This window comes from Ruegeria sp. N7, from assembly GCF_056531345.1.
The window spans coordinates 33892-55064 of sequence record NZ_JBQFLR010000019.1 but is presented as its reverse complement, the minus strand read 5'-3'; the positions used below and the strand labels follow the sequence as shown (position 1 = coordinate 55064).

Sequence of the window (21173 nt, the reverse complement as noted above, 5' to 3'; positions counted from 1 at the left end):
GATTTGGCGCTTGTGAATAGGCGAATCCCTGGCCGATCCCGCGCCCTGTAAAAAAGGCTAGCTACCGCAAAAAACATTGCCAATACTCAATGCTATGCAACTCTGCATAGACCAATCCAAGAGTTTGGATGTTCAGCCGCTCAAACTGGGGGAGTAACGTAGCATGACGGAACACCGACACAGACTGCGCGAGTTTGAGGCCCTGAGAGCCGTAATCACGACTGGTACAACCATCGGCGCCGCGCGGCGAATGGGGATTTCGCAGTCTGCCGTAAGCCGGTCCTTGTCCCAACTCGAGGCCCGTGTTGGGCGATCGCTCTTTCTCCGCCGATCGGGACGTATTGACCCAACAGACGAAGCATTGCGTCTCAACGAAAAACTGGACCCAATCTTCGAGACGCTTGCGGACATCGAGGGCGCAGAATGGGCTACTCCGGATAACGAGCCGTTGCGCCTGATCGTGCCGCCAACTCTGGCGCATCACTTTGTCATCTCTAGGGTGGCCAGTTTTCTCAAGAAGAATGAGGGAAAGCAGCTTCAATTGGATATTCAGGCCACGGACGTGCTTGTCGCTGGCATTCTCGACCTCCGCTATGATCTCGGCTTGACGAGTGCGATGATCCAACGAACGGGTGTTCACCTAATGCCCTGGCGCCGCAGTCAGGTGGTTTGCGCCATGCCGAGCAACCATCCGCTGTCGGAAAAACGAGTGGTGACGCCGCACGACCTTGAAGGCGTCGCGCTGATCGAGTTTCTGCGAAGGCTGGGGACGCGAGCGATCACCGAAAAGATCTTTGCGCGCGCTGGAATTCGTCCAAAACAAGTCGCTGAAACAGCAACGAATATGGCCGCTTTGGAGCTTGTCCGCGAGGGTTTGGGTGTGACGCTGATCAACCCGTTCCCGTTACTGTCGTCGGGGATGGAAGGCGTTGTCGTCAGACCATTTGACGCCGCCATCTTCTATGACACCAGCTTCGTTTTACCATCAGGCCGACCGCCGTCGCAACTTGCCCGCCAGTTCATGCAGTTTGTCAAATTGACGACGCCACATGACAAGTATTCAGAGCCCGTCTAGCGCAACATTTGCTCCGCCCGCGAGGTATCGAAGTCCATCGGAAAGTTCGGTCGTGGCAAATTAGCAAACGGCCAGCGGTCGTGAACAGGCGACGTAAGCCCGCCCGTGTCGACTTCAAATACCTGATTTGCCCCAAACCATTTGGAAAATCCGGCCCGAAAGTGGCCTCGGGATTTCACAACAACGGTCCGGGCCGACGCAATATCCAGTCCGAACATGTGAAAGAACACGGGGTCGGCAGTCTGTGTGCGATCGGTGATCACCACCACGGTGATACCACCAATACGAAGCGCAGCGCATGGGCCCAGGACCAATCTGCGACCAGCTGTCATGCCCAGTTCACCTACCACATCTCCATTATGGAGACCCAAGACCTCTGCATCCGCCTCAAAAGGTACATCCCATTGCGCCCAGAAAGCGCTGGAATCGGAAGACCGGTTGAATCGTGCCCTGAATTTGCCGCCGACACCGATGCCATGGGCTTCGTTCGCAAGTTCCGGATCACAAAAGGAACCGAACAGGCATTCTTCGACCTTTGCCGCATGAAGAGCGGCTAACAGTTCCGTGGTCCTGCCACTGCCGCCGCCGCCAGGATTGTCACCGGCATCGGAGAAAATCACAGGCGCGCGCGCTTGGTCGGTGGAAATCGAGATCGCTTCCGTCACGGTTGTCAGTTTCCGAACGAAATCCTTCCTCAATGACCAGGCCATGTCTGCCAGTTCTTCCGCCAGTGCATTGGCCGCTTTCTGGTCCTCACGCGCGGTGACAACGATGCTCAGACCGTTGTCGGGCGTGTCGGAGAAAAGGAAATTACCGAAGATCGATACGTTTAGAAAGTCACCTCGACCTTCGGCTTGTCGTCGCTGACCGTGGTCAATCAGGGTGCCATACGGGTGCTCGGCACTTAGTAGGGTTACGGATGCCGGAACAAGAGGCAGCTTGACATGCGCGGTTTGGGGCCGGACGCCTGACGCCAAAACCCGGCGCAGCGAAAAAGCGGCTTCCTCGCCACGTTCTATCTGATCGACGTGGGGATTGGTCCGATAGCCGACGATCAGGTCACAGGCATCGACCATCCGCTGTGAGATATTTGCATGCAGATCGAGTGTCGCAACGATAGGTACGTCCGGTCCGACAACTCTCCGAATGCGCGACATCAACAAACCATCGGGGTCGTGGTCATGCTCGGCAACCATCGCGCCGTGATTGCAGATGTAAACTGCGTCAACAGGCCCAGCTGAGCGAAGCATGTCTTCCGAAGTCACTATGATCTCTTCGATCACGGTTTTTCGTACTGGACCCGCCGGGTGGCTGGCTGCCAAGATACAGGGTACCGGAGTCCAGTCGCCCGTAGCATCCATTGTCCTGACAAAAGCTGCAAATTCTATTGCCAGCTTTGGTGTCGCGGATCTGGCTTCAGACATCAAAGCATCGCCTGAAAGCCATGTCAGAGACTTAAAGTCTGACAAATCAGCCGGGGGAGCAAAGCGATTTGACTCGAGAATAGCGCCAAGGAGGGCGATCTTTGGAGCCGTCATGCGAAAGGCCTTTGGAAGTGCAACACAGTGAGAGGAAACATGAGTAAGTGATTTCAATCAAGATATCATGCGTCTTCTCTTTTCTAGGAAAACCCCTGCCGCCTTGCGTCTTTCCTATAACGCGACGCGCAGACGATCAGTGCCACCCGTTATGCTGACAGAAGTTTCCGGAGAATTCGTAAAGATCGTTTGGGCCGATGATCCAGACGTTCACCTATTGCGGGGCGCACCAGATCGCCCATCCGCCCGGTTCAATCGCCGCGGGCAAGACGCTTTGTATCTGAGCCCTGATCTTGAAAGCGCAAGGGTCGCCATCGGACAGGACGTTAGGAAGGATGATCGCCCGCGGGTTGTGCTGACCTTCGAGGTGGAACGATGTGCGTTATTCGATCTGCGCAGCCCCGAAGCCGCGGATATCTATGCACTCGCCAGTCAGCCCTGGCGCAAACTCTTAGCTGCGGGCGGAGAGCCGTCTTCATGGCTCGCTGCTGATCGGCTCAGAACAGATCGGCATATCGGGTTGATTGACCCTTCGCGAAGGCGTCCGGGTCTTTGGCACATAACTTTATTTCGATGGAGCGAGCCAGGCGCACCTGGCGTGTTTCGGCGTAGTGAAGTGAAGCCGGTTTCCGTCCTGCCGGATTATCGGTGACGTTTAAGGTGCGACCAACTATCATTTCGCAATTATGGTCATCGCGAAAATTGGCTGTGTGGAGGACATTGTCATGAGTTCTCTTCTGGCACGCCAATGACATTTTTTTGCATGTTGTTTGAGCGCTCGTGACAGTCTGCTTTCAGTGCCAAAATGTAGCTTCGCTTTGGGTAACGAAAGGCGGCTTTGGGCCGCCCGTTTCAAAAAGAACTTGTGTTCAAGATGCTGGCGGGCACATGACTTCGATCAAGGAAGGGCCGTCACGTGATAGCCCCGCGGAAAGGGCTTTTGCAAAGCTATCGGTGTCTTCAATTCGTATTCCGGGAACCCCATGCCCTTTAGCGAGCGCAACCCAATCAAGCGTTGGGTTTTCCACATCAAACATTGCCTCCGCATTCTTGCCAAAACTCTCAACACCGACATTTGCCAGCTCATCTCGAAGGATTTGATAGCCGCGGTTTGCAAAAACAATCACCGTAACGTCCAGGCTTTCGCGTGCCATCGTCCACAAAGATTGCAACGTATACATGGCTGATCCATCGCCTGTTAGAGCAATTACTTTTCTATCTGGACATGCAATTGCTGCGCCGGTTGCGCACGGTAGGCAAAGCCCTATCGCACCACCGGTTCCCCCAAGCAAGTCATGTGGTCGCGCGGTTGCAGTCGGAGGAATGACGTGAAACCCGGACGTCACGGATTCATTGCAAACGATAGCATTCTCGGGAATGAGGGCCGCTAACGCTTGGCCGACTTTCGCTAGGGTGAGATCTCCGGTTGGGATTGGAGGCAGGTCGAGAGCGTATGTGTTCAGCTGTGTCTTGCTCGAAACACCAACCGCATCTGCCAGTGTTTGAAGAGTCCAGGCAATATCATCCGTCGGAGCACACAGGCTTGAAACCGTGCAACCGGCGGGCTCGGGTGTGCTCGGTTTGCCCGGGTATGCAAAGAAGGCAACGGGTTGGTCGGCGCCGATCAAAGTGATTGACGATGTCTGTTCAAGCTGAGCGATCTTGGGTGCAATTGGATACACAAGTTGATCCAATTTGGCAGCCCCGGCCCCCTTCGAAATTCGAGGGATTAGAGTATCCGCCAACAGGCGGCATCCGGTTTTGACGGAAATTTTTCCAGCCAGTACACGAAGTGGACCAAAAAGCGCGGAACCACCTATCATCAAAGCCGCGTTTGCAGTCTTCAGACGCATGGCTGCGGCCTCGATGCCTTCCAAGGACGGGCGATGAAGTGGTTGGGCCAGAATGCTATTCGTCGCAGGGCCAGTCGCTGCATCCCAAGCAGTATCGGCGGGAAGAACAAGAGTGGCGATCTGGCCGTTTTGAGATCGGGCGGCCTGGATGGCTGCGGCCCCGTCCGATGCGACGCTTGTGGCCTGATCAGAAACTCGTGTCCAATGGCTTATGGCCTGACTTACGCCAATAATGTCGCCTCTGAGTGGGCTTTCATAGCGCAGGTGATGTGTTGCGTGATCTCCCACCACATTCACGATCCCGGACCCTGATTTTCGGGCGTTGTGTAGATTGGCAAATGCGTTGCCTAGCCCCGGTGCAAGATGCAGCAGAGTGCCGGCGACGTCCCGTTTCATGCGGTAATAGCCATCAGCGGCGCCCGTCGTTCCACCTTCGAACAGGCACAGAACACAGTTCATCTCGGGATGTCTATCAAGAGCCGCAACAAAGTGCATTTCAGACGTGCCTGGATTGGCGAAAACCGTATCCACACCATTGTGAAGAAAGGTTTTGACTAACGATTCTGCGCCATTCATTCGATCACCGCCAACTCTGATTTCAACGAACTTTATGGGAGAGACAATCTAAAAGTAACTGAAAAAGCTTTCGATGATGTGCAGGCCGTCAATCGTCATCGATGCCCTCGCCCGTAAGACATGCCATGTTGAACAACGCGAAATCGCGGTGGTTTTCGGCCAGTTCAAGTCGAACTCGGGTCGCCCAGACATGCTTGGGTTTTGGCGGCCGCTTCTGACCGACGATACGTCCTTTGTTCCAGGTTGGGCGAAGCGCGCGAACGGCAGGTATGTTTGGGTTTCCATGACTGATCCTCCGATCCGCCATGCCCTCCCACAACGACAACCCGACATTGACGAGAAACAATATTACAGGATGCTGCGTCGCCTCAGAGGCCTGCTGGGAGCTCGACGTAGCCATCCATCGTTGCTTGAGCAGGACAATAAATTGCGCATTTGACAACAAGTATTTGCGGCCCACATGCTGAAACGTGAAAATCGAGGTGTAACGACCAAAGGTAATTTCATGTTTAGATCATCAACCCGAAGTGAAGCAGAAAGTTTGTTAAGCGGACTTGCTCTTGGATTTTCTGCGGACCCGTTCATGCGTTGGCTGTATCCTGAACCTGCCGATTTCCTTACCCACTTCCCGCGAGTAATGGATTTCTTTGGCGGGCGTGCATTTGAACAGGGTAGCGCGTTTCGGAACGATGATTTCACTGCTGGCGCACTTTGGCTTCCGCCAAGCATTCACCCTGACGAAGAACGGCTTGTCGCCTGTTTTGAGCAGACGGTCTCACCAGAAAAGCATGATGCGTTGTTCGAAACCTTCGGGCAGATGGACAATTATCATCCCGATGAGGATTGCTGGCATTTAGCATTTATTGCGGTCGATCCAATTCGCCAAGGAAAAGGATTGGGGTCCGCGTTGCTTGAATGCTGCCTCAAACGTTGTGATGAAGATGGAAGACCTGCTTACTTAGAGTCGACAAACCCTACAAATCTATCGCTGTATAAGCGCTATGGTTTCCAAGAGATGGGTCTAATCAAAGCCGACCAAGCCCCACCCCTGTTTCCGATGTTTCGAGCCGCCCAATAGCGGTAGATCAAACGGCTGCATTGTCTGCAATCTGTGAGTTCGGCAGTTTCAGGATATTTATGTCCGTAGCGAATGGCCGGTCTGGTGAAGCCGCACTGCGGCACCAGTGACTGCGATGAATGTCTCTTATGGGCCGCCTGCGTGAACCGTTATTGGCAGGGCAGGGACCCTTTCTGCATCGGCCCCGAGGTCCTTTGTGAGCCCAAAGCGGACTGAAATGTGCTCACCAAAAATGAAGTGCGGCGATAGACATTCTCTTGAGCGGTCTAACCCATCACTAAATGCATTCACCGCCATCGATAACCAAGGCTTGCCCCGTCATAAAAGCGGATTCATCTGAAGCTAAATAGACGATCCCATGGCCAATCTCTTCAACTGTCGCCCACCGACTCATAGGGATCGCCTGCTCGATGTAGCTTTCCAGTTTGGCACGGCCACCCATCTGCTTTTCGAAGCCTGCATTGAAGGGGGTGTCCACAAATCCTGGACAAAGGGCATTGAAACGGATTGCATGGACAGCGTAGTCGGCTGCCATCTGCCGGACCATCGCAACAGCTGCGTGCTTTGTAGTCGCATAGGCGATCATGCCCCGGTCGTATTGAACCCCAGAATTGGAGGCCGTGACGATCACGCTGCCTCCACCTTGTGATTTCATATGGGGGACGGCTGCGCGCGCGGCAATGAAGTGAGCGCGGACATTCAATGCCCAAGAAGCATCCATTCCATCTGGTTCCACTTCTTCCAGCGTTCCTTCGATCTGCAACCCAGCATGAGAGTGCAACACGTCAAGCCGACCGAAGTTTTTTACTGCTTCGTCTATGGCTTTGGTAAGGGCATCGTCATCGGTCACATCAAGCTGTATGGCAGATGCTTGATTCCCCTGCGCAACGATCGCGGCCACAGTGGCTTCAGCAAGTGTTGCATCGCGATCCGTTACCACAACATGCGCACCCTCTTGTGCCATTGCCATTGAACCCGCCCGACCAATTCCTGATCCCGCGCCCGTCACGAGCGCGACTTTACCTGCAAGCCGCATTTCACTTGGCTCCTTTATTTAACTATTCGATTTTGAGGCGCCTCGGCGCAAAAGCAGTTGCGCTGCAACGAGCAACAAGAGCGACGCGCCCATAACCATAGTGCCGATGGCATTGATCTCGGGCGTTACGCCGCGCCGGATGGATGAGAATATGTAGATAGGCAGGGTTGTTTCTGAGCCAGCTACGAAGAACGCTATGATGAAATCATCAAATGAGAAAGTGAAGCTGAGCAGGAAGCCCGCCAAAATTGCCGGTGCTATCAACGGCAGGGTCACCTGCCGAAAGGTGCCCCAGGGCGTCGCAAAGAGGTCAGCCGATGCTTCCATGAGGGCACGGTCCATACCCGATAGCCTTGCACGTACGATGATTATGACCAGCGCCATTGTGAACATGGTGTGTGCGGCGACAAGCGTGGGCATCCCCATGGAAAGTTGCGGGGGATTTGCTCCATCGGGCCATAGGCTCGCAAGAAGCGGGTTTAGCCAGCCAAATACGGTGACCAGGGCAATGAGTGTCGCGATACCGATGACGATACCTGGTATCATTATCGCAATATAAATCATCGCATCGAATAAAGTTCGGAGCCATCCCTTAACCCCTTGTAAAGCGATGGCCGCCATGGTTCCGAGTGTGGATGCGAGGCAAGCAGTTATGAATGCCGCAAGCAGACTGGTCTCGAGCGCGTCCATAACAAATGGGTTGTTGAGCGCTTTGCCATACCATCGGGTCGAGAACCCCATGAACTGGCTTGCGTGTCGTCCGGCATTAAAGCTGAAAAGCGCGATGATGCCGATTGGAATATAGAGAAAAAGGTAGACGCAAATCGCGTATAAGCGCATCGGACCCTCACATCAGCGAGACATCTTCGCGCTGGCCACCCAGGCGCGAGATGAATTTCATGTAAATTGAGACAGTGACAAGCATTACGACAACCAGCGTCATTGCGACCGCCGATCCGTACGCCCAGTTTCGAGACTGCAGGAACAGGTCCACCAGCGCATTTCCGACGAAAAACACTTTTCCGCCACCTAAGATCGCTGGGATCAGAAATTCGCCCATGAGTAGGATGAAGACCAGCATGCAGCCAGTTGCGATACCTGGTATTGACAGAGGAAGTGTTACCTGACGGAACGTACGCCACGGAGTAGAGCCGAGATCCGCTGAGGCTTCCAGAAGGCGTTTATCCAGTTTGTCCAAGCTTACAAAAATTGGGAAAACCATCAACGGTAGATACCCATAGACAATCCCCACAAGCACAGAGAACGGCGTATTTATCAGGCGGACATCATCGATGCCGATCGACTCTAGTAAAGCGGGCAAGCCACGCCCCCCAAGGATGAAAATCCATGCGTATGATCGGATCAGGATCGATGTCCAGAACGGCACGATCACCAGGATCAACAGCGAAGTTCTCCACTTTGGTGAACAACGCACCGCAAGAAAGTAGGCGAGCGGGTAGGCAATTACCAACGCAGCGATAGTCCCCAGAGGTGCAAGGATCAAAGTGTTCTTAAACGCCGTCCATCGCGCAGGAAGGTTGGCATATTGTTCCAAAGTGAACGCTGGAACATAGCCTCCGGCGGCACCCCGTTCGCCAAAGGAAAAGACGAAGACGACCAGTAGTGGAAGGGCAAGCATTACCAAAAGCCATATTCCTGCCGGTGCCAGCAACAGTGCTTTTCTGCCTCGTTCGGTCATATTGTCCTCGTCTTTTCCGATATTGCGGCCTTGCCGCTTAGGCCGACTTGAAGCGGGCGAGCAACTCGGCACGGTTTGGATCGGTTAGCGTAGCCGCCGCGCCAAACTCGAGCGCATTCAGAAGGTCAGCTGCCGGATAAAGGATCGGATCTTCCAGCAATTCCTTCGGCAGCAACGCATTGGTGCGAGCATCAGCCGATGGATAGCCATGAGCGAGGACTTCTTTCGCATTAACTTCCGGGTTCAGCAGGAAGTCGATCAAGGCATAAGCGGCATCCATATGGGGTGCGCCCTTAGGAATAGCGTAGTAGTCGGACCAGAGTTCACCGCCCTCGGCTCCCAGAACGTAGGCGATTTCAGGCATGTCGACATTCATCTGCTTGCCGTCACCTGTCCAGCACATCGTCATCCACGCGTCACCGTTACGCATCGGTGGCTGATAATCCGACGAGATTGCAAACAGATGCGGTTTAGCATCCAGCAACAATTTCTCGGCATCCGCCAGTTCCTTCTCATCGACCGAGTTGAAGGAGTAGCCGAAGTATTTCAGGGCATTACCGATGGTGGTGAGTTGGTAATCATGCACCATTGTCCGACCTGAGTAACCTTCCATAGTAAGGTCCCAGAACTCTTTCCAAGTGGTTGGAGTCGGAGCGCCGTCAAGCTTACTAGTATTCACTGCAAAGCCGGTCGTGCCCCAGTTTTTCGGCACCGCGTAAAGCTGGCCATCGACAGAGCCGGCATCTGAAAAGCGCTGTTCGAATGAACCTGCGTCGTAGTTTGGCAGTTTGGACGTATCGAGCGGGATGATCAGATCTTCGCCCACATACGTAGTGATCGTGTAATTGGTTGGAACGAACACGTCCCAGCCAGACCCTCCGGCTTGCAGTTTTGCCAACATCTCTTCGTTCGAGCCAAAAACATTGACCTGAACGTGGGCGCCAGTGGCTTCCGTGAAGGCTTCGAAGTTCATCTCGTCATGGTAGTTCGGCCACGTGGCGAGGATCACTCGGTCGCCAATGTCTCCGGCAGCAAATGCCGGGCGTGGACGCAACCCAAGCATAGCCGTGCCCAGAACGGCCGTTGCCATCCCAAGACCTGTCACGCCCAAAAAATGTCGCCGTGTGACCGAACCCTTTTGGTACCGGCGAAGCTCTTCCATGAACTTTTGCTTGGAAATAGTCCCATTATCCTTAGTCATTGTGAACCTCTCTGTTGTTGGATTGCGGGATCTGTTAATTTTCCAGGATCAGCAGTGCGCCTTCGCCCCATGAAACAAAGGCCTGTTCTCCTGCATTGAACGTCCCCTCGTTCAATTCCGCTTGCCTTGGCACAAGTACGTGGAAATCACCCAGTGCTTCGTTGCGCGCAAGGTATTCTGTGTGCTCCCCAAGGAAGATCCGATTTTGAATGGTAACTGGCAAAGCAATTTCAGCTGCGGGCAGCGCGCGGGTCAGCGTGATCTGTTCAGGACGGATACTGACGCAAACTTCCTGCCCTGCATCTATTGGAATCTCCGGAGTTCCGTGCACCTTTTGGCCACTCGCTAAACGCACAGTGATTTGGTCGGCTACTGCGTCAGTTACAGTTGCATCAAAGAAATTTGAGGTGCCTACAAATCCAGCCACGTAGCGGCTGCGGGGCATGTCATAGAGTTCGCGTGGGCTGCCAACCTGCACAATACTGCCGCCTTCCATCACACAAATTCGGTCGGACATTGAAAGCGCTTCTTCTTGGTCGTGCGTGACGAGGACAAAAGTTATTCCCAGTTGTCGTTGCAGGTTCTGCAGTTCAAACTGCATTTCTTTTCGAAGCTTTCGATCCAGAGCAGCCATTGGTTCATCAAGCAGCAAAAGCTTGGGCTCGTTTACGATCGCACGCGCCAAAGCGACGCGTTGCTGCTGACCACCAGACATCTCCCAGATGCGACGTGGGCCAAACCCACCAAGACGGACAGTTTCCAGCGCTTGCTCAACCTTTGTCGCGATTGTTTGTTTGTCTACGCGTGGTCGTCGTTGGCGCAGGCCGTACGCGATGTTGTCGAACACGCTTAGGTGAGGAAAAAGAGCGTAGTGCTGAAACACCATGTTGACTGGGCGATGGTGCGCATCCAAGTCGTTGACGACTTCGCCATCGAGCAACACCTGACCTTCGGTTGGTTTCTCGAAACCCGCCAGCATCCTAAGTGCAGTGGTTTTGCCGCAACCAGATGGGCCTAAGAACGACAGGAACTCTCCTTTCCCAATGGAAAGATTCAGGTCTTTGGCGGCGACCACATTCCCGAAGGTCTTGGTCACTCCTCTGAGTTCCGCAATCGTCTGCATGGTGACGCTCATGTCAAAGCTCATATACTGCTGTTTTCCTTTTGCTTGATTTTTTGGCATTTGCTGGCATACCACTCAAACAAGGAAAAGTAACAATAACTCGGATTAACTGTATATACCACAATTGGGGTATAGAGGTGCCTTTCGAAAATCTGGAGCGGCGTGTGTACGATTGGATGGAAGAGGCCGGCAGGGTCGTAGAGAAGATCGGAACCCCAGAATTTCCATGTGCTTTGGCAGATGGCTTACGGCAGGTCGCACCATTTGATTTTACGGTGGTGTTTGGCCATGTCGGAACCGAAGCACCAATAGACCTTCACGACGATTTTCCCAAAAGCAAACGGCGTATTTTTGTTGAGGATTACCAAGCAGGGCCCTACGTACTTGATCCATTTTTTTTGGCCGCGACAAAACCGATAACACCGGGTCTGTACCGCATGCGCGATATCGCACCGGACAGGTTCTATCAGGGCGAATACTATCGCAGCTATTACAAAAGGACTGGGTTAGCAGAGGAGATTGGCTACTTTATCGATATCCCAAGCACTGGGATGGTTGTGGTCTCGCTCATGCGATCAGCGAAGCCTTTTTCAGCCAAGGAAATTCGTCATTTGCACGCTCTATGGCCGCTCGTTCGGGCAGCCTGTTGCAAACATTGGAGTGACTTTCCAACGATGGCCCGCGGCGCCGCAGCGAATGGCGTTAGTCGTCGCGTTGATCTAGCATTCCAGGCATTTGGCGATGGCGTTCTGACGCCACGAGAACGAGAAGTCGTTGAGTTCACATTGAAGGGCCATTCGGCAGAAGCTGTTGGCACAATTCTCGGCATCTCTCCAGGCACAGTCCGCATCCACAGACGCAACATTTACGCGAAACTTAGGATCAACTCGCAGGGTGAGCTTTTTTCAAAGTTCATTGAAAAGGCTCTTTAAAAGGTTCCTTGAACACCCACTTTATCCGTTTTGCCGACCTTGCTACCTTGTGACCCGGAAAGCACCAAACATTTGGACGGCACTGTCTGATAGCCAAGGAACCCAAAGTGAGAGGATTGGGACGCCCGGGACCCGTGTCGGGCTAAATTAATACCCGAAAACGCTTTCGGGCCATTGTCTATCTAACCGGATCAGCCGTTTTAAAAATGGCGTCAAGATTCGAAAGGCAAAATTTCATGGACGCACCAGTTATCCAGTTGATTTTTATGTTCATCTTGCTGGTTGTCGTGATCTGGCTTTATATCCTGCCGATCACGATGGCGGGACGGCGCAACCGATCTAGTTTTATCTGGTTCCTGATCGGTTTGGTTGGATCACCCCTTTTGGCTATCCTTTTGCTGCTGGCTCTGGGTGACGCACCCGAGCAACCAACAACCTAATTTTGCGGACGATACCGTCTGACACCCAAAAGGGCTTAACCGGAGGGTATCTAGACGCTCGTGAGCCATAAAGGACTGCTCAGCATGCAATGAGGGTGCCAATTGAGACCCTATACTTCCGAAAGTGAAGACTACTAGTCCTTCTCACTCTCCACAACCGTGTACTGTAAACCCAAGGATGGCCGATTTGTTTGGAGAACCATAGACCGCTTTGCCCGTATTGCTGCCGCTCGCGACATTTCAGCGAGCGTCTGTCTCGAGCCCAAACCGACACTTTAGGTTCAGTGATTTAGAGGTCATTGCGATGCACCCTTCCATCCTTCATGACAAAACGGATGACCGACGGGAATAACCTAGATTCGGTTAGGATTTACACAATCCAGAATTTTCTGAGCAGCTAACTGAACCGACTTTCTCAACTGCATGATCTCTGAGTTCGCAGCCAGCCGGGCCTTCATCTCCGCGTCCCCAAGGAGTTGGTTAATCGAATTATCCAACTGCTCCGGTGTCCAATCCCATCGATTTACCCTGAGTCCGACACTGGTCTCAACTGCCCGCTGGGCGTTATCGTGTCCGTCCCAGCAATAGGGAAGGATCAGCGACGGGACCCCGAAATACAGCGCTTCGCAAAAGCTGTTGTTGCCGCCGTGGTGAATAAACAGATCGCATTGTTCAACCACGGAAGGCTGCGGGAACCATTCCTGCAGATGAACATTGTCTGGGACTCTGGAATAGGCGTCGATTTGGGCCCCGACATTGACCAGAAACCTCATGTCCATTGTCTTGAATACGTCGAACAGGCTCTCAAAGAATGGGACATCCATGGCACCCAGACTGCCAAAACTCACGTACACCAGAGGCCCGTCGTTACGGGGCATTTGAGGTACACGGTAAGGACCTTCCTGGCGAACGCAGCCTTCGAGAAAGGTGAATTGTCCAGAGTCCAGTACCTGATCACGATCATGGCGAATGATAGATGGCGCTAAAAGAAGGTTTTGATGCGGTGATGTTTCTAGGAACTCACCTTCAGGCAATAGCTCAAGCCCCTTATCCAGGCGAAATTTGTTGTAGCGAGCATGAATTGGGCCAAGGGTCTCCAGGTACTGGTCTCGGAATGCCGCACACCCGGCGGCGTCAGATGCCGGCAGACCGGACAGGTACGGCGGTAGGCAGTTGTCTGGCAACTCGGTTTCCGCGCAAGAAATAACCCTGACCCATGGGCGCTCGGATCGTACGATGGCCGGGAACATGATGACGTTGTCGAGGACGACGACATCTGGGTTGGTCCGCTCTAGCGCCGTTTCCAACCCCTGTTCGACCGATTCCGCTGTCTCGACGATTGCGTTCCAAACGGGCTCTACATAGGTGGTCAGTTGGTCAGTTGGATGCATGTTAAAATGCGGCAGATGATGGCTCAGGAATTCCTGCCAGTAGGTCTGGGTTTCCTCTTCTGTCAACTCTGATTGAACAGGGACGGCGAACTCGTCAAAACCGTAATCTGCGAATACGCCACCAAAGCCACCGTGGGTCAGGAAAACGGGGTGTGCACCCATTGCGCGAAGTTCCTGAGCGATCCCCACACAATTCAGTGCAGCCCCAAAACTAGCTTCGGGGAAAAACGCGATTACGGGTGCTTCCTTGCGGTTCATCATTCACTCACCGGATTGACCCGCAGGTTGCTTGGACTAGCGCCGGAGCACCACGATTGGCGACGCTGGGCCTTTGGTGCATTGAAAGCCGCAAGTGCACCCTCATCTGATCCGCCGCAAGATCGAAATGATCTTGTTCGATGAAATCAAGTATACGCAGATGTTCATCGAGCGCCTGCCTCATCCGAAAGTCGATCATACCGAATGATCCGCCCGGCAGGTGGCGCAACCCATGATGGGCCATGAGAGCAGAAGCTAGATACTGGTTTCCGGACGATCGAGCGATGAGCTTGTGAAAGGCAAGATCCGCGTCTTGAAAATCCTGGCTATTGAAAGAGTTTTCCGACTGCGCCAGAAGCGCTTCGGTCTGGCTGCGGACCAGATCGGCGCGCTTGGTGTCCAACTTGAAACCGTCGGACAGAATGGCCTGCGGTTCCAGTATCAGACGAAATTCGTAGCTCTCTATTCGTCCGGAGCGGTCTCCCGGCATGCGCGTGAAAACCCAGGATTGACCTTCGGCTTTCTGAATCACGCCTTGGGCCAGGAGGGCTTCGAGCGCACGCTGTGCAGCGCTGCGGGAAACCGAATATCTGCGGATCAGGTCTGTGACATTGATGGCACCGTCCAGGCGTCGGGCGCCGCGATCTCGTAGGATGGCACCAGCGAGATCCACACCTGCACCGACCGCATGCTGGTTGAGTATCGAATGCCCCTTTTCGGGTTCGCATTCTAGGACAAACCCGCCTTCTGCCGCTTTGCGTGCCATCCCCTCCTTTTCCAGCAGCCTCAATGCGGATCTAACCGGAGTGCGAGAGACGCTGCACGAATCAGCAAGGGTTTTTTCCACCAGTCTGTCGCCCTGATGCAAATCGAGATCCATCGCAACATCCAGTATTTTTTGAGCAAGTTTCAAGTATTTGCTTGGTGGCATAAGAAGACGGCTTTCGTCATACCTAGTTAATATACAATAAAAACGGTATCTTAAATGGCTTCTCCGGGCCATACAAAAATGATTCAAAAAAATGTTGAGTTTTATTTCGTCAAAAAATACCGTGATTGCATCATATATCTCGCCCCAGAAGCGAGCGCGGATGTCAAGGGAGGAAGACATGACCAACAAGTTCACCAATTCGTTCCGTTTGCCATTTGCTTGGCTCACCACCGGGGCGGCCTGCGCACTCAGCTTATTCGCCGGAGCGGCCCAAGCAGAAAAAATCGTGATCTCGAACTGGGACGGCTACATGCCGCCGGACCTGCTGGAGAATTTCACCAAGGAAACAGGTATCGAGGCCGAGCTCTCGGTGCATGGCACTAACGAAGAAATCATGGGCAAGGTCGTAGCCGGTGGAGGCAAGGGCTACGACGTTCTTTTCGTCTCGTCGCCTTTTGCCGAGGCGTTAAACAACCTGGGGCTGGTGGCTGCAATCGACCACGACAAGGTTCCGAATGCCTCTAACCTGTATGACGAAGCTAAAGAACTAGCCCATGATCCGGGCAACAACTATTCAATGCCATACGCTTGGGGCACGACGGGCTTATGCTACCGGTCTGACCTGATGGCAGAGCCAACTTCGTGGAACGATCTGCTCAAACCCTCTGAAGACCTTAAAGGCAAAGTGACAATGCTCTCGACGGATCGCTGGCTGATGGGGGCTGCTGCGCTAGCCCTCGGAAAGTCGCTTAACGATACGTCGGATGAGACGTTGGCGGCTGCAAAGGACCTGCTGGTTGCGGCGAAGCAGGATCTGCTGGCCTACGATGACGCAACTTTTTATCTGAAGTTGGTATCGGGCGAGGCAACGATGGTTCACGCCTGGGATGGCTGGTGCAACTACGGCATCGGTGAAAACGCGGACATCAAGTACACGATACCATCAGAAGGATCGGATCTGTGGGTAGATGCGCTAGTCATCGCGGATGCATCTGAAAACAAAGATGCGGCGCATGCCTTTGTGAACTATGTCTTGGGCGCGGACGTCGGTGTCTGGGTTGCCAGCAATATCCTTTACAAAACGCCGAACAAGGCTGCGATGGAGGCGCTGGACCCGTCCTTGATCGAAACCTTCCCGAACATGGGAATGTCGCCTGCAGACCTTACCAAGTACGAGCAGTTGCGCGATCTCGGCAATGGCCAGAAACCCTTTGCACGGACCGTGACCGAAATCATGGCCGCACAGTAAGTGATCAAACCCTGAGCAAAACCCGACCCGAACAAAGGGTCGGGCCTGTACGACATCACTCCACAGATTGCCAAGTATATGACCAATCGACTGAAATCGGTGATCTTGCTGGGGCCGGGCCTGGGCTGGCTTGCGCTTCTTATGGTGGTGCCGTGTGGCCTTATTTTTACCTATGCGTTCTTTGAACGCGGTATCTATGGCGGCATCGACCACGTCTTTACGTTTGAAAATTTTGTGCGGGCCGCCGATCCTCTTTACCTCGGGATCTTCTTACGCTCGGCCAAGATCGCGTTTCTGGCCACGATAATCGCGATCCTGATCGCCTATCCGGCGGCCTATGCCATCACGCTGGCGCCGCGCCGTTGGCAGACCGGTTTGCTGATCTTGGTGATCTTGCCGTTCTGGTCCAACTACCTAATCCGCACTTACGCCTGGATCGTGATGCTTAACCGCGAGGGCTTGATCAATAATACTCTCCAGGGGGCAGGCTTGATCGATGAGCCGCTGTCTCTGCTTTATAACAATTTCGCGGTGATCGTTGGGCTTGTCTACAACTACACCCCCTTTGTGGTTCTGGCGATCTATTCGTCGCTGAACCGCATAAATGTCGAAACCATAGAAGCCTCGGAAGATCTTGGAGCGCCCGCTTGGACCACTTTCTACCGGGTGATACTGCCACAGACCGTTCCCGGGATTGCGGCAGGTGGTGTCTTTGTTTTTGTATTGTCGATCGGCAATTTCATTACGCCCGATTTGCTTGGCGGCGGGCGACTTCAGATGGTTGGAAACCTGATCTATGACCAGTTCCTGAGCGCCCGCGACTGGCCATTCGGAGCAACGCTGTCGATGTTCCTGATTGCGATTATGATGGGGCTTTTGTTCGCACAGGCGGTATTGGCCAATCGCGCAGCGGGACAGAGAGGGCAGGACTGATGCGGGACCGATCCAACATGGGCCTGAAGCTGCACCTGGTTTTGTTTTACACCTTTCTCTATGTGCCGATCCTTGTGCTCATGGCGTTAAGCTTTAACCGGGCCGGACTTCCAACTGTATGGACCGGGTTTTCGTTGGAATGGTACGGCAAGTTGTTTACCGCGGATCCAATACTGTCGGCGGCGCGCAACACGCTAATCGTGGCCTTAATCTCGACCGTTCTGGCGACAATAATCGGCACGCTTTTGGCGGTCGGTGTCGAGACACGGCGTAATTCTTCAGTTCTAGACGCGGTTCTGTTCGCACCGATGATCATCCCCGACATAGTTCTGGCCATCGCGCTCTTGTCCTTTTTCACCCTACTCAACATGACGTTGGGGCTTCATTCGATCATCCTCAGCCATGTCGTATTTAACATAGCCTTTGTTGTCGCCGTGGTGCGTACGCGGATGCGCAATTTCGACCATTCGATACTTGAGGCCAGTGCCGATCTTGGGGCCAGCGAATTCACCACCTTTCGCCGCATCCTGCTGCCCGCCATCGCGCCGGGGGTTATCGCCGGGGCGCTGTTGTCTTTCACCCTGTCTGTGGACGAATTCATTATTGCCTTCTTTACCGCCGGTGCTGGGCAATCCTCGACCACGTTGCCGATGCAGATTTACGCAATGATCCGATTTGGCGTCACGCCGGAAATCAATGCGATGGCTACCATCGTCATGTTCGTTTCATTCACGCTGGTCTTCTTCGCACAGCGTACCGACAAAGAGGTTTTCAGCCGATGAACCAAGGGGTTCAACTCAGGAATATAACCAAGCGATACGGTTTGGTGACCGCGATCGACAATGTTTCACTGGATATTCGCGATAACGAGTTCTTTGCACTTTTGGGCCCATCGGGCTGCGGCAAGACCACACTATTGCGGACGCTGGCGGGATTCGAAACGCCACAGGAAGGACAGGTAATCGTTGCCGGGCAGAACGTGACAAACATACGTCCCAGCAGGCGGCCCCTGAACCTGATGTTCCAATCCTATGCCTTGTTTCCGCACATGAGCGTCGAAAAAAACATCGCCTATGGGTTAGAAATGGAGAAATTGCCTAAGGACGAAATTGCCACGAGAGTGGCCGAGGTTCTGGAAAGTGCGAAACTTTCGGGATTTGCCGGGCGCAAGCCGGATCAGCTTTCTGGTGGGCAGCGACAGCGGGTTGCTTTGGCGCGCGCGCTGGTCAAAAGGCCAAAAGTCCTGTTGCTGGATGAGCCCCTTTCAGCTCTGGACAAGAAACTACGAGAAGAGATGCAGCTGGAGCTCAAACGGTTGCAACACGAGGTGGGGATTACATTTCTAATTGTGACCCATGACCAGGAAGAGGCCTTGGTCATGGCCGACCGGATCGCGGTCTTGCATGATGGTAAGCTGGCGCAGGTCGGTACTCCTCACGAGCTCTACGAACACCCCGGATCGCGCTTTGTTGCAGATTTTATAGGCGTGATGAACTTTCTGGATGGTAACGCCGTCGACGGCGGTGTCGATGTCCACGGGGCGGGAATGCTGAGGGGCGTTTCCGAGCTGCGCGGTGCTGCCACGATTGCTGTGCGCCCGGAACGGGTCAGCCTGATGCAGACCGCCCCTCGAGATGGGCGCAACTGCCTTCCAGGCACTGTCGAAGAAGTCGCCTATCACGGATCAGACCTGGGTGTGCATGTGCGCGTTCGCGGTGGGAGGAGCACCCTTTCCGCCCGCGTTCCCGCCAGCCAAGCCGACCGTGAAAATATCCAGCCGGGTCAGGATGTCCACTGCGTATGGGACGCGAAACATTCCCGCATCCTTCCCAACTGCTAAGCCAAATCTAACCGGAGACCTACAATGTCACAGAAAACCATCGCCTTCTTCCCCGAAGCTGCCTTTGGCCCTGCGCTGAATTCGGTTGGCATCGCGCAGGCCTGCGAGAAACTGGGCCATAAGGCTGTATTTCTAAGCGATCCCGGCTTTGTCGAGGTATATGAAGGTTATGGGTTTGAGGCGCATCCTGTTGCCCTGTCCGAGCCGATGGAACCCGAGGCGATGGCAAAGTTCTGGGAGGATTTCATCAACGGTCACATCCCAAATTTTCGCAAAGCCCCGATTGACCAAATCGATAACTACGTCAAGGATTGCTGGGAGGCGATCGTCGACAGCGCAAAATGGGCGCAAAAAGATCTGCCCGAGGTATTGGCAAAAATCAAACCAGATATGATCTGCGTGGATAATGTCATTATGTTCCCAGCCATCAAGCAGTTCGGCGTACCGTGGGTGCGGATCATCTCATGTTCCGAAAACGAAATCCCGGACCCGATTGTGCCGCCGCACTTATCGGGCTGTCGGGTGGATGACCGCGAGGGCATGGAGGCCTATGAGGCAAAGTTCCACGATGTGATCAAGCCGATCCACGACGACTACAATGCGTTCCTAGCCAGATGCAACGAAGACGCCTATCCGATTGGAGAGTTTTTCGAAGCGTCGCCCACAATGAACCTTCTGCTTTATCCCGAGCCGGCAAAGTACGAACGGCAGAACCCACTGGACCCAAACCGGTTTCAGTATCTTGAAGGTTGCGTGCGCGAAGAAGAACCCTTTGAGGTGCCAACGTTTAAGTCCAACAATGACAAACCACTTCTCTATGTATCTTTCGGGTCGCTTGGCGCAGGCGACACCGACCTGCTAAAGAGGATCATTTCGACCATTTCCAGGTTGCCCTACCGGGCGCTCGTAAATGTCGGGGATTACATTGACGAATACACAGACATTCCCGACAACGTGCACATGCAGAGCTGGTATCCCCAGCCTTCGGTAATTCCGCAGGTTGACGCGGTGATACATCATGGCGGTAACAACTCGTTCACAGAGTGCCTATATTTCGGCAAAACAGCAATCATTATGCCCTATGTCTGGGACGGCCACGATAACGCCACCCGTGTTCAGGAAACCGGCCACGGGTTCGGGTTTCACCGATACGACTGGACCGATGATGAATTGGCTATTGCCCTCGACAAATGTATCAACGATCCAGGAATGCAGGCGAAGATGGCGGCAACCTCTGCTCACATGCAGTCACGGCATGGCCCGACCAAGGCAGCTGGCATTCTCGACGAAATCCTGAAAGCCGCGGAATGAGCAGCGCCCCGCATCTTTCGGAAATCTCGACCCGCACCGACCTCACGGACTGGGGGCTACAGCCGGACATGATTGAAGGCCAGTCGCATTCATCGGGTATGCTGGTTCACAAGGGTCCTGACAACCGGCCGGAGATCGGCGCATGGGTCTGCACTCCAGGCCGCTGGCGCCTAACGATACCGCGTGACGAGTTCTGCTATTTTGTGCAGGGCCGCGCGGTCTATCGGTCGGATGCAGGCGAAAGCATCGAAGTTACGCCCGGAACGGCCGTACTATTCCTCGCCGGTTGGGTAGGGGAATGCACGGTCGAGGAAACATTGCGCAACACCTACTACCTAACGGATCGCGAACCTGAAACATGACCACGCCACGTATGCAAAACCCGCTCCAGCAGACTGATCTTGTCGATTGGGGGGTAATCCCGACGATGATTGAAGGGCAATCCCGCACCTCGGGAAAGCTGATCCACAAGGGGCCTGACGGCCAGTCCGAATGCGGCCTTTGGGTCTGCACTCCCGGTAAGTGGGAATGTCACGTCACCAAGGACGAGTTCTGCCACTTTCTGGAAGGCCGCTGTACCTATATCCATGAAAGCGGCGAGGTAATTGAGATTACGCCCGATACGGCGGCCTTTTTTCCGCAGGACTGGAAAGGCGTTTGCACTGTCCACGAGACGGTCAAGAAAGTGTACATGATCCGCTAACGGCGC

Annotated in this window: 21 protein-coding genes and 1 pseudogene; 12 read left to right on the top strand and 10 right to left on the bottom strand. The window is 53.9% G+C overall.

What is annotated here, in order from left to right; translation table 11 throughout:
- Positions 1-163: 163 nt before the first annotated feature.
- Positions 164-1075 carry a LysR family transcriptional regulator gene (locus ACR0ES_RS17380; protein ID WP_480506344.1) on the top strand — a complete coding sequence of 304 codons (912 nt, stop codon included), beginning with the start codon at positions 164-166 and terminating at the stop codon, positions 1073-1075.
- Here the strand turns inward: ACR0ES_RS17380 and ACR0ES_RS17375 are convergent.
- Positions 1072-2613, bottom strand: coding sequence for a M81 family metallopeptidase (locus tag ACR0ES_RS17375; protein ID WP_480871406.1), 1542 nt, complete (start codon positions 2611-2613; stop codon positions 1072-1074). The two genes, ACR0ES_RS17380 and ACR0ES_RS17375, sit on opposite strands and share 4 nt — an antisense overlap.
- Positions 2614-2752: 139 nt before the next feature.
- Here ACR0ES_RS17375 and ACR0ES_RS17370 point away from each other — a divergent pair, with 139 nt between their 5' ends.
- A complete protein-coding gene (locus ACR0ES_RS17370; protein ID WP_480871405.1) occupies positions 2753-3265 on the top strand; it encodes an RES family NAD+ phosphorylase in 513 nt (170 codons plus the stop codon).
- A gap of 217 nt (positions 3266-3482) precedes the next feature.
- Here the strand turns inward: ACR0ES_RS17370 and ACR0ES_RS17365 are convergent, their stop codons facing one another.
- Both ACR0ES_RS17365 and ACR0ES_RS17360 read right to left on the bottom strand, forming a co-directional pair.
- Positions 3483-5042: an acetolactate synthase large subunit gene (locus ACR0ES_RS17365; RefSeq protein WP_480473298.1), complete on the bottom strand. Its 1560-nt coding sequence runs from the start codon at positions 5040-5042 to the stop codon at positions 3483-3485.
- A gap of 121 nt (positions 5043-5163) precedes the next feature.
- Positions 5164-5349: pseudogene (locus ACR0ES_RS17360) on the bottom strand (hypothetical protein); the annotation flags it as partial.
- A gap of 153 nt (positions 5350-5502) precedes the next feature.
- On the opposite strand from ACR0ES_RS17360, the gene ACR0ES_RS17355 reads away from it, so the two are divergent.
- The gene (locus tag ACR0ES_RS17355) at positions 5503-6120 is read left to right on the top strand and encodes a GNAT family N-acetyltransferase (protein ID WP_480473296.1); all 618 of its coding nucleotides are present in this window, start codon (positions 5503-5505) and stop codon (positions 6118-6120) included.
- 277 nt (positions 6121-6397) lie between these two features.
- Here ACR0ES_RS17355 and ACR0ES_RS17350 read toward each other — a convergent pair whose 3' ends face one another.
- From ACR0ES_RS17350 to ACR0ES_RS17330, 5 genes are read right to left on the bottom strand one after another with little or no spacing between them, the layout of a single operon-like run.
- Complete coding sequence (locus ACR0ES_RS17350; RefSeq protein ID WP_170463241.1) at positions 6398-7156, bottom strand: SDR family NAD(P)-dependent oxidoreductase; 759 nt, start codon at positions 7154-7156, stop codon at positions 6398-6400.
- Between the two features lie 18 nt (positions 7157-7174).
- Entirely contained in the window at positions 7175-7996 is an 822-nt protein-coding gene (locus ACR0ES_RS17345) for an ABC transporter permease (RefSeq protein ID WP_171176822.1), read from the bottom strand.
- Positions 7997-8003: 7 nt separating this feature from the next.
- A complete protein-coding gene (locus tag ACR0ES_RS17340) occupies positions 8004-8855 on the bottom strand; it encodes an ABC transporter permease (protein WP_171176820.1) in 852 nt (283 codons plus the stop codon).
- A gap of 37 nt (positions 8856-8892) precedes the next feature.
- Complete coding sequence (locus tag ACR0ES_RS17335) at positions 8893-10056, bottom strand: ABC transporter substrate-binding protein (RefSeq protein WP_480871404.1); 1164 nt, start codon at positions 10054-10056, stop codon at positions 8893-8895.
- A gap of 34 nt (positions 10057-10090) precedes the next feature.
- Positions 10091-11191: an ABC transporter ATP-binding protein gene (locus ACR0ES_RS17330; RefSeq protein WP_253282989.1), complete on the bottom strand. Its 1101-nt coding sequence runs from the start codon at positions 11189-11191 to the stop codon at positions 10091-10093.
- Positions 11192-11343: 152 nt separating this feature from the next.
- Here ACR0ES_RS17330 and ACR0ES_RS17325 point away from each other — a divergent pair, with 152 nt between their 5' ends.
- Positions 11344-12111, top strand: coding sequence for a helix-turn-helix transcriptional regulator (locus ACR0ES_RS17325; RefSeq protein ID WP_371810850.1), 768 nt, complete (start codon positions 11344-11346; stop codon positions 12109-12111).
- A gap of 236 nt (positions 12112-12347) precedes the next feature.
- Positions 12348-12551 (top strand): hypothetical protein, encoded by a 204-nt coding sequence (locus ACR0ES_RS17320; protein ID WP_170666102.1) that lies wholly within the window; start codon positions 12348-12350, stop codon positions 12549-12551.
- A gap of 353 nt (positions 12552-12904) precedes the next feature.
- On the opposite strand, the gene ACR0ES_RS17315 is transcribed toward ACR0ES_RS17320, so the two are convergent.
- Positions 12905-14203, bottom strand: a complete 1299-nt coding sequence (locus ACR0ES_RS17315) for a nucleotide disphospho-sugar-binding domain-containing protein (RefSeq protein ID WP_480484405.1) — start codon at positions 14201-14203, stop codon at positions 12905-12907.
- A 4-nt stretch (positions 14204-14207) separates the two neighbouring features.
- The gene (locus ACR0ES_RS17310; RefSeq protein WP_170666104.1) at positions 14208-15326 is read right to left on the bottom strand and encodes a GntR family transcriptional regulator; all 1119 of its coding nucleotides are present in this window, start codon (positions 15324-15326) and stop codon (positions 14208-14210) included.
- Between ACR0ES_RS17310 and ACR0ES_RS17305 the strand changes: the two genes are divergently transcribed.
- From ACR0ES_RS17305 to ACR0ES_RS17275, 7 genes are all read left to right on the top strand, one after another.
- A complete protein-coding gene (locus ACR0ES_RS17305) occupies positions 15310-16380 on the top strand; it encodes a polyamine ABC transporter substrate-binding protein (protein ID WP_170463246.1) in 1071 nt (356 codons plus the stop codon). The two genes, ACR0ES_RS17310 and ACR0ES_RS17305, sit on opposite strands and share 17 nt — an antisense overlap.
- A 78-nt stretch (positions 16381-16458) precedes the next feature.
- Positions 16459-17313 carry an ABC transporter permease gene (locus ACR0ES_RS17300; RefSeq protein WP_170463247.1) on the top strand — a complete coding sequence of 285 codons (855 nt, stop codon included), beginning with the start codon at positions 16459-16461 and terminating at the stop codon, positions 17311-17313.
- A complete protein-coding gene (locus ACR0ES_RS17295) occupies positions 17313-18095 on the top strand; it encodes an ABC transporter permease (protein WP_170666106.1) in 783 nt (260 codons plus the stop codon). Before ACR0ES_RS17300 ends, ACR0ES_RS17295 begins: the two co-directional genes overlap by 1 nt.
- On the top strand, positions 18092-19153 hold the full coding sequence (locus ACR0ES_RS17290) for an ABC transporter ATP-binding protein (protein WP_170463249.1): 1062 nt from the start codon (positions 18092-18094) through the stop codon (positions 19151-19153). Before ACR0ES_RS17295 ends, ACR0ES_RS17290 begins: the two co-directional genes overlap by 4 nt.
- A 24-nt stretch (positions 19154-19177) precedes the next feature.
- Positions 19178-20464 carry a glycosyltransferase gene (locus ACR0ES_RS17285; RefSeq protein ID WP_480871403.1) on the top strand — a complete coding sequence of 429 codons (1287 nt, stop codon included), beginning with the start codon at positions 19178-19180 and terminating at the stop codon, positions 20462-20464.
- Positions 20461-20826: a cupin domain-containing protein gene (locus tag ACR0ES_RS17280; protein ID WP_170463251.1), complete on the top strand. Its 366-nt coding sequence runs from the start codon at positions 20461-20463 to the stop codon at positions 20824-20826. The genes ACR0ES_RS17285 and ACR0ES_RS17280 overlap by 4 nt, the downstream gene beginning before the upstream one ends.
- Positions 20823-21167 (top strand): cupin domain-containing protein, encoded by a 345-nt coding sequence (locus ACR0ES_RS17275; protein ID WP_170463252.1) that lies wholly within the window; start codon positions 20823-20825, stop codon positions 21165-21167. Before ACR0ES_RS17280 ends, ACR0ES_RS17275 begins: the two co-directional genes overlap by 4 nt.
- Positions 21168-21173: the final 6 nt, after the last annotated feature.

Coding starts and splice junctions, on each gene's coding strand:
- ACR0ES_RS17380 (WP_480506344.1), top strand. CDS start 164: ATGACGGAACACCGACACAGACTGCGCGAGTTTGAGGCCCTGAGAGCC.
- ACR0ES_RS17375 (WP_480871406.1), bottom strand. CDS start 2,613: ATGACGGCTCCAAAGATCGCCCTCCTTGGCGCTATTCTCGAGTCAAAT.
- ACR0ES_RS17365 (WP_480473298.1), bottom strand. CDS start 5,042: ATGAATGGCGCAGAATCGTTAGTCAAAACCTTTCTTCACAATGGTGTG.
- ACR0ES_RS17355 (WP_480473296.1), top strand. CDS start 5,503: ATGCTGAAACGTGAAAATCGAGGTGTAACGACCAAAGGTAATTTCATG.
- ACR0ES_RS17350 (WP_170463241.1), bottom strand. CDS start 7,156: ATGCGGCTTGCAGGTAAAGTCGCGCTCGTGACGGGCGCGGGATCAGGA.
- ACR0ES_RS17345 (WP_171176822.1), bottom strand. CDS start 7,996: ATGCGCTTATACGCGATTTGCGTCTACCTTTTTCTCTATATTCCAATC.
- ACR0ES_RS17340 (WP_171176820.1), bottom strand. CDS start 8,855: ATGACCGAACGAGGCAGAAAAGCACTGTTGCTGGCACCGGCAGGAATA.
- ACR0ES_RS17335 (WP_480871404.1), bottom strand. CDS start 10,056: ATGACTAAGGATAATGGGACTATTTCCAAGCAAAAGTTCATGGAAGAG.
- ACR0ES_RS17330 (WP_253282989.1), bottom strand. CDS start 11,191: ATGAGCGTCACCATGCAGACGATTGCGGAACTCAGAGGAGTGACCAAG.
- ACR0ES_RS17320 (WP_170666102.1), top strand. CDS start 12,348: ATGGACGCACCAGTTATCCAGTTGATTTTTATGTTCATCTTGCTGGTT.
- ACR0ES_RS17315 (WP_480484405.1), bottom strand. CDS start 14,203: ATGATGAACCGCAAGGAAGCACCCGTAATCGCGTTTTTCCCCGAAGCT.
- ACR0ES_RS17305 (WP_170463246.1), top strand. CDS start 15,310: ATGACCAACAAGTTCACCAATTCGTTCCGTTTGCCATTTGCTTGGCTC.
- ACR0ES_RS17300 (WP_170463247.1), top strand. CDS start 16,459: ATGACCAATCGACTGAAATCGGTGATCTTGCTGGGGCCGGGCCTGGGC.
- ACR0ES_RS17295 (WP_170666106.1), top strand. CDS start 17,313: ATGCGGGACCGATCCAACATGGGCCTGAAGCTGCACCTGGTTTTGTTT.
- ACR0ES_RS17290 (WP_170463249.1), top strand. CDS start 18,092: ATGAACCAAGGGGTTCAACTCAGGAATATAACCAAGCGATACGGTTTG.
- ACR0ES_RS17285 (WP_480871403.1), top strand. CDS start 19,178: ATGTCACAGAAAACCATCGCCTTCTTCCCCGAAGCTGCCTTTGGCCCT.
- ACR0ES_RS17280 (WP_170463251.1), top strand. CDS start 20,461: ATGAGCAGCGCCCCGCATCTTTCGGAAATCTCGACCCGCACCGACCTC.
- ACR0ES_RS17275 (WP_170463252.1), top strand. CDS start 20,823: ATGACCACGCCACGTATGCAAAACCCGCTCCAGCAGACTGATCTTGTC.